Annotated in this window: 6 protein-coding genes; all 6 read right to left on the bottom strand. The window is 40.3% G+C overall.

Annotated elements, in window-relative coordinates; all coding sequences use genetic code 11:
- Nucleotides 1-161 precede the first annotated feature (161 nt).
- Nucleotides 162-332 carry a hypothetical protein gene (locus tag B5D30_RS13825; protein WP_159443312.1) on the bottom strand — a complete coding sequence of 57 codons (171 nt, stop codon included), beginning with the start codon at nt 330-332 and terminating at the stop codon, nt 162-164.
- Between the two features lie 25 nt (nt 333-357).
- Nucleotides 358-579, bottom strand: coding sequence for a hypothetical protein (locus B5D30_RS11350; protein WP_078808190.1), 222 nt, complete (start codon nt 577-579; stop codon nt 358-360).
- A 55-nt stretch (nt 580-634) separates the two neighbouring features.
- Nucleotides 635-1,201, bottom strand: coding sequence for a phosphoribosylglycinamide formyltransferase (gene purN, locus B5D30_RS11355; RefSeq protein ID WP_078808191.1), 567 nt, complete (start codon nt 1,199-1,201; stop codon nt 635-637).
- Nucleotides 1,198-2,244, bottom strand: coding sequence for a phosphoribosylformylglycinamidine cyclo-ligase (purM, locus tag B5D30_RS11360; protein ID WP_078808192.1), 1,047 nt, complete (start codon nt 2,242-2,244; stop codon nt 1,198-1,200). Before purM ends, purN begins: the two co-directional genes overlap by 4 nt.
- A gap of 46 nt (nt 2,245-2,290) precedes the next feature.
- Nucleotides 2,291-3,736 (bottom strand): amidophosphoribosyltransferase, encoded by a 1,446-nt coding sequence (purF, locus tag B5D30_RS11365; RefSeq protein ID WP_078808193.1) that lies wholly within the window; start codon nt 3,734-3,736, stop codon nt 2,291-2,293.
- 84 nt (nt 3,737-3,820) lie between these two features.
- Entirely contained in the window at nt 3,821-7,552 is a 3,732-nt protein-coding gene (locus tag B5D30_RS11370; RefSeq protein WP_078808194.1) for a phosphoribosylformylglycinamidine synthase, read from the bottom strand.
- Between the last annotated feature and the right edge of the window lie 213 nt (nt 7,553-7,765).

Consider the following 7,765-nt stretch of genomic DNA (forward strand, 5'->3'; position numbering starts at 1 on the left):
GCTGAAGTCTGGCAACTGCTCACAATGTCGCTAGAAACTTACGTTTCTAGTAAATGAACGACAGTGTTCGCTGTTGCAGACTTCAAAACGCCCCTCTTCGCTTTTCTTTGTCTAGCTGCGAGGGGCAGGAGTTGGGTCGCTGTTCACAACAGCACTGGAAACTATGTTTCCAGCAAGTAAATGCTGTGGCTCACTGCGACAAACTCCTTAACGCCCCTCTTCGCTTTTCTTTGTCTAGCTACAAGGGGCTGAAGTCTGGCAACTGTTCGCTGTGTCGCTCGAAACTTTGTTTCGAGCAAGTAAACGACACAGCTCGCTGTTGCAGACTTCAAATCGCCCCTCTTCGCTTTTCTTTGTCTAGCTGCGAGGGGCAGGAGTGGTGCGACTGCTCACAACGTTGCTTGAAGCTATCGCTTCAAGTAAATAAACAACGTGGTTCGCTGTCGCCAACTCCTTAACGCCCCTTTTCGCTTTTCTTTGTCTAGCTACAAGGGGCTGAAGTCTGGCAACTGTTCGCTGTGTCGCTCGAAACTTTGTTTCGAGCAAGTAAACGACACGGCTCACTGTTGCAGACTTCAAAACGCCCCTTTTCGCTTTTCTTTTTTAATTACCAAATTATATTTTCTCACTTTGTTCAAAAACTTTCAATGTATTTTTGAATCACTCGAGGGTATAGTTTGTATTCTGCTTGATGAATACGTTCTTCAAAGGTTTCAATGGTGTCGTTTTCCATGATTGGTACACGCACTTGCTCAATAATTTGACCTGTATCAATTCCTTCGTCAACAAAATGCACCGTCACACCAGATTGTGCAACTCCCTCATTCCACGCATCCAAAATTCCATTCGCACCGGGAAATTCTGGCAAATAAGCTGGGTGAATGTTTAGGATTTTTTGTGGAAACGCATGGAGCAATGTCTCACCGATAATCTTCATATACCCCGCAAGAACAATAAAGTCTACTTGTTCTTTTTCTAACAAACGCAAAATCTCACGCTCGTATTCTTTTTTGTTTTCAAATTCTTTAATCGAAAATGCTATGCTTGGAACACCTAATTTTTCAGCACGTTTCAAAGCAAACGCATTTTTTTTGTCACAAAATAAGAACGCTAGTTCTCCTGTAATTTTGCTCTGTTGGACTGCTTGAGCGATTTTTTCAAAATTGGTGCCACTTCCCGAGGCAAAAACTGCAAATCTCATTTTTCCCCCTCAAACACAACACTTTCGTTTTCTTTTTTCACTACACGACCGATTTCAAAAACTTTTTCATTTTGTTCGCTCAAGATTTCTTTAATGCGTTCAACATTTTTTTCCTCAACTGCAAGCACCATGCCAATGCCCATGTTGAAAATTTCATACATTTCCATTTCTGGAATTTTACCATATTTTTCAAGTGCAGAAAACACAGGCAACACATTCCATGAGCCAAGAGTGATAGTCGCTGCTAAATCACTCTTTAACATACGCGGAATATTTTCCACAAATCCTCCACCTGTAATATGAGCAATGCCGTTAACCAATCGCTCTTTGACAAGTGGCAAAATTTGACGTGTATAAATGCGTGTCGGAGTCAATAACACTTCTCCCAATGTTTGATTAGGAAATTCTGGCAAAATAGAGTTTACCGTGAAATCATTTTGCTCAAAAAATACTTTCCGAACGAGCGAAAAACCATTAGAATGAACACCACTTGAGGCGATTCCTAAAAGAATATTCCCCTCTTGAATGTCTTCTCCTGTGATAATTTCGCTTTTTTCAGCCACACCCACAGTAAAACCTGCAAGGTCGTATTCTTCTTCATCATACATTCCGGGCATTTCAGCAGTTTCACCGCCGATAAGTGCCGCATTGGACTGAACGCACCCCTCAGCCACACCTGCCACCACTTGCTCTAATACTTCAGGATTGTTTTTCCCTGTCGCAATATAATCAAGGAAATAAAGTGGCTCTGCACCTTGTGCTACAATGTCATTGACACACATCGCCACACAGTCAATCCCAATCGTATCATGCTTATTTGCAATTTGTGCAATCATGAGCTTTGTACCTACACCGTCAGTTCCGCTAATCAAAACAGGTTCTTTCACGTTTAAAAGCGATAAATCGAAACAACCGCCAAACCCACCAATTGCCCCCATTACACCAATGCGTTCCGTACGTTTTACGTGCTTTTTGATTCGCTCAACCACTTCGTAGCCTGCCTCAACATCTACTCCTGCATTTGCATATGCGTTTTTGTTCATCTTGTTCTCCTCATGTTTCTTTTTTATTCTATTCACACCCACGAGGCTAAACCTCCCAGAATGACACTTTCTCGCCTAAACTTTTTTGATAGCGTTCTTCATAGTCATACAATGGTGTTGGATAATCTCCGTTGAAATATGCTAAGCAAAGTCCTGAATATTTCTCCTCGCTTTGTAAACCAATAGAGTCTATCAACCCTTGTTCGCTCAAAAAGTAAAGCGAATCTGCTCCGATAATTTCACGAATTTCTTCGACAGAATGGTTTGCTGCAATCAACTCACGTCTAGTCTGAATATCAATCCCGTAAAAACATGGATATTTTAACGGCGGACTAGAGATAACCACGTGAACTTCCTTAGCACCTGCCTCTTTTAGCAAATTGACAATCCGTCTACTCGTCGTGCCACGCACGATAGAATCATCAACCATGACGACACGTTTCCCCTCAACCACTCCACGAACAGCGGAAAGTTTCATGCGAACTCCTTGTTCACGCAATTCTTGTGTTGGCTGAATGAATGTCCGCTGAATGTATTGATTTTTCACAAGCCCAAGCTCATATGGCAGACCGCTTTCTTCTGCGTAACCACTGGCAGCGGAAAGCGAAGAATTTGGCACACCCACGACAATGTCTGCATCAATCTTGTTTTCACGTGCAAGCGTACGTCCCATATTTTTGCGTGCAGTATGCACATTGACACCGTAAATATTCGAGTCAGGGCGAGCAAAATAAATATATTCCATTGAACAAATCGCAAGTTGCGTGTCTTCTGTATAGCGGTCGATTTTAAAACCGTCATCATTGATGATAATCACTTCACCGGGCTTTACATCACGGATAAATTCTGCATTGACTACTTCTAATGCACACGTTTCGCTCGCCACTACATACGCTCCATTTTTCATCTGCCCAATCGCAAGCGGGCGGAAACCATTTGGGTCAAGTGCGGCAATTAACTCTGTTTCGGTCATTAAAAGATAAGCAAAACCTCCTTTTACCGTATTTAACGCCTCTTTTACTTTTTCCATAAAATCTACTTTTTTACTACGGCGAATGAGGTGCATTAATACTTCCGTATCCGAATTGGAATGGAAAATTGCTCCGTTCATTTCAAGATTTTGTCGCAAGCTGATGTTATTCGTCAAATTGCCATTATGTGCCAAACCAAAAGAGGCATCATAGAAATTAAATAGAAACGGCTGAATGTTATTGATTGAACCGTTTCCTGCGGTTGCATAGCGAACATGACCAATTGCTGCATTTCCTTTTAATTCATCAAAAATTTTCTCCTCACGAAAAACATCTGCAATCAACCCTAAATCACGATGACCTGTGAGTTTTCCGCTATTATTTGCCACAATCCCTGCCCCTTCTTGTCCACGGTGCTGTAAGGAATGTAGCCCAAAATATGTAACTTTTGCCGCATCTGGATGTCCCCAAATGCCAAAAAGTCCACATTCTTCATTCAAGCTCTTTACTTCGTAAGTCAAAATAATCTCCTTATTTCTAAACTTGAACGAAAATGTGAGGATAACGAATTAAAGGCTCCTCTAACATTTTCGTTCACTTCATTTTTAGTTTCCTTGAAAATACGCTACGGCACTTTCAAAAAGTTTTTGGTCTTTATTTCCCGGGATATTTTGGAAAAGTCCATTCTCGTATCGCTCAGAATGTCCCATTTTCCCTAAAATTTGTCCGTTTTTGCTAATAATTCCTTCAATCGCACAAACAGAACCGTTTGGATTGAAATGGCTATCCATTGAAACATTTCCATTGAAATCACAATATTGTGTAACGATTTGTCCGTTTGTGATTAATTCTTCAAGCTCGTTTTGCTCTACTACGAATTTTCCTTCACCATGCGAAACAGGAATCGTATGCACATCACCTACTTTTACATTGGCAAGCCACGGAGAATTGGTATTGCTAATGCGTGTTTCCACCATTTTTGCCACGTGCTGATTGGCATCATTGTAGAAAAGCGTTGGACTTGTCGCAGTTATTTCGTCAAATTTTCCATACGGCAAAAGCCCAGATTTGACGAGTGCTTGGAAGCCGTTGCAAATCCCTAGAATTAATCCGCCATTTGCGATAAAGTGTTCAATTGCTGTTTTCACTTTTTCATTGAGTAAAATGTTGACAATGAATTTTGCACTGCCGTCTGGTTCATCTGCTGCTGAGAAACCTCCTGAGAACATTAAAATTTGTGCTTGACCAATCATTTCTACCATTTCCTCAATGGAGTGTTCAATTGCTTTTTCATTCAAAGTTTTAAAAGGTACGATTTTCGTTTTTGCACCTGCTTGTTCAAATGCTTTAGCTGTATCATATTCACAGTTTGTTCCGGGGAAAACTGGAATGTAAACGAGTGGTTCTTTGACAATTTTACGGTTTTGAATCACTTGTTCACTTTTAACCTCTGGTATTTCTTGTAAATCTTGTTTTTGTTCAAATAATGTAGGATAAACTTCTTCAAATGTTCCCTCAAACGCAGAAAGTAATGTCTCGCCATTTATTACGACATTGTTTAAGGTAATCTCGAAGTTTTCCGTTGTTTCACCGATATGCTGAACGTTTTCATCATTGATTGTTTCTTTACTTGTGAAAATAAATCCTGCAAATTCAGCACTTAATACGCTAGTAATCGTTGGCAAAGCAACTGTTGCACCGATTTTATTTCCAAACGTCATCAAAGCCAAACTTTCTGCAAATCCACCTGTTTTTGTCGAAATAGCGGAAGTTAGTCTATATTTTTCTTGAAGTTTACTCATCAAGGATAGGTTTTCTTTCACGAGTGTATAGTCAATTTCTTCGCTAAGAGAAATTCCTTTGATATAATAAATTTTTTCGCCTGTCTCTTTAAATTCAGGTGACAAAATATCTTCTACATTTCCTGTTGTTACACCAAAAGCAATCAAGCTCGGTGGAACGTTGATATTTTCAAAACTACCGCTCATCGAATCTTTCCCACCAATACTTGGCAAACCTAGTTGCACTTGAGCCTCAATTGAACCAAGCAAAGCAGCAAGTGGTTTCCCAAAACGCTCGGGCAATTTGTTCATACGCTCAAAATATTCTTGGTAAGAAAAACGAGCGTTTTGCCAAATTCCTCCTGTTGCAACTAGACGACTTGTTACCTCAATCACTGCAAGGGCGGCACTATGGTAAGGTGACCAACTGGCAATTTCAGGGCTATATCCATGTGCTAAAAGACTAACTGTATTTGTTTCACCATGTAAAACAGGGAGTTTTTGAACGGAACACTCTGCTGGTGTCGTCTGATATTTCCCGCCAATTGGTTGGTTGACCGTAGAACGACCAATTGAGCTATCAAACATTGTTTGCAATCCCTTTTGACTTGCGTGATTATGACTAGAAAGAAGAGTACAAATATCTTTTTCAAGCGTTTCTTTACTTGTACTCACTTGAAACGGAAGAATTTCTTCGCTATCTATCACAAGAGCATCTACATGACTTCGTTTCCCATTTGTATCAAGGAAACTACGCTCTAAATCAACGATTACTTCATCATTCCATTTCATCACAAGACGAGGTGTTTCTGTCACTTTCGCCACTTGAATCGCCTCAATATTTTCTTTTGCACTTTCATGAATAAATGTGTCAACCTCTTCTTTTGCTACCACAACAGCCATGCGTTCTTGAGATTCAGAAATCGCAATTTCCGTACCATTTAACCCTTGATATTTCAACGGCACCAAGTCAAGATTGATTTCTACACCGTCTGCAAGTTCGCCAATTGCTACACAGACACCTCCTGCACCAAAGTCATTAGATTTTTTTATCAACTTCGTCACATCAGGATTTCTAAATAAACGTTGAATTTTTCGTTCTTCAATCGCATTTCCTTTTTGTACTTCACTTCCTGCAGTTTTAACCGTTGTTTTCGTCTGCACCTTAGAAGAACCTGTCGCCCCACCGATTCCGTCACGACCCGTTTTTCCGCCAAGGATAATGATCACATCATCGGCTTGTGGTCGAATACGTTTTACATTTTCCTTTGGAGCGGCACCTACCACAGCACCTACTTCCATTCGTTTCGCCACAAAACCGTCATGGAAATATTCTTTCACATACGTTGTCGCAAGACCGATTTGATTGCCATAAGAACTATAACCATGTGCTGCCCCTTTAGAAATCACTTGTTGCGGAAGTTTTCCGCTCATCGTTTCGCTAATAGGTTGTAAAATATCCCCTGCTCCTGTAATTCGCATGGCTTGGTATACATAACTACGTCCAGAAAGTGGGTCACGAATGGCACCACCAATACACGTACTCGCTCCACCAAACGGCTCAATTTCAGTTGGGTGATTGTGCGTTTCATTTTTAAACATCAACAACCACGGCTCTTTCACACCATTTACATCCACTTCGATTTCAACGCTACACGCATTGATTTCTTCTGTTACTTCCATATCGTCAAGTCGTCCATTAGCACGCTCATATCTACCAAAAATCGTTGCCAAGTCCATTAAAGTAGTCGGTTTTTCATTACGTTTCAACTCTGATTTCATTGTTAAATATTTATCAAACGTCGCTTGAAGTTGAGCTTGAAACTTGCTTTTAGAAAAATCAATCTCTCTCAATTCCGTTTCAAACGTGGTATGACGACAATGATCACTCCAATAAGTATCAAGCACTTTTAACTCTGTTTCAGTTGGATTGCGTTTGATACTTGTAAAATATTCTTGAATGAAAAGTAAATCATCCACTTCCATTGCAAGTCCATTTTCTGCTTTATATGCTGTAAATTCTTCGGCAGAATAATCGTTAAAAAAGTCAAGAATTGGAATTTCCTTTTCTGAATTTGAAAATTCGTCTTCTGAAATCTCTAGCTCAATTTCTTTAAAACGTGAATCTACTGGATTTAACAAATAATGTTTGATTTTTTCTACTTCATCTGTCGCTAAATCTTGGTTGAACAAATAAAGCGTCGCAGTGTTGACTTTCACTTTGCTACTTGCACCGAGCAAGAACAACGCCTCCTCAGCACTTGCTGCACGTTGGTCAAACTGTCCGGGAAGTGCCTCAATACAAAACGATTGAGAGTTCGTCAATAGAGTTTTCACGTTTTCACCGCATAAAATATCATCTGTCACTTTTTCAGAAAAAATATGTGACACAGCATTTTCCAATAACTCCTCCGAAATGTGAAACACATCATAAACTTGAACTAACTTCACGTTTTTCAACGTATTTAACTGTAAATTATGCACTAACTCACGCAAAAGTGCCGTTTCTTTCACTTTGTACTGCTCTTTTTTCTCGATAAAAATTCGTTTATTCATTTTTTCCTATCCTTTTGTCTAGCTACGAGGGGCAGAAGTTTGGTCGTTGTTCGCAATGCCACCTGAAGCTCTGCTTCAGGCAAGTAAATGGCATGGCTCACTACGACAAACTTCTAAACACCCCTCTACGCTTTTCTTTGTCTAGCTACGAGGGGCAGGAGTTTGGCAACTGTTCACAACTGCACTTGAAACTCCGTTTCAAGCAAGTAAACG

This window comes from Pilibacter termitis, assembly GCF_900167335.1.
Taxonomy (GTDB): Bacteria; Bacillota; Bacilli; order Lactobacillales; family Streptococcaceae; genus Pilibacter; species Pilibacter termitis.

What these genes read in the sequence shown, in the direction of transcription:
- B5D30_RS11370 (WP_078808194.1), bottom strand. Translation starts at nt 7,552, where the DNA reads ATGAATAAACGAATTTTTATCGAGAAAAAAGAGCAGTACAAAGTGAAA.
- purN (WP_078808191.1), bottom strand. Translation starts at nt 1,201, where the DNA reads ATGAGATTTGCAGTTTTTGCCTCGGGAAGTGGCACCAATTTTGAAAAA.
- purM (WP_078808192.1), bottom strand. Translation starts at nt 2,244, where the DNA reads ATGAACAAAAACGCATATGCAAATGCAGGAGTAGATGTTGAGGCAGGC.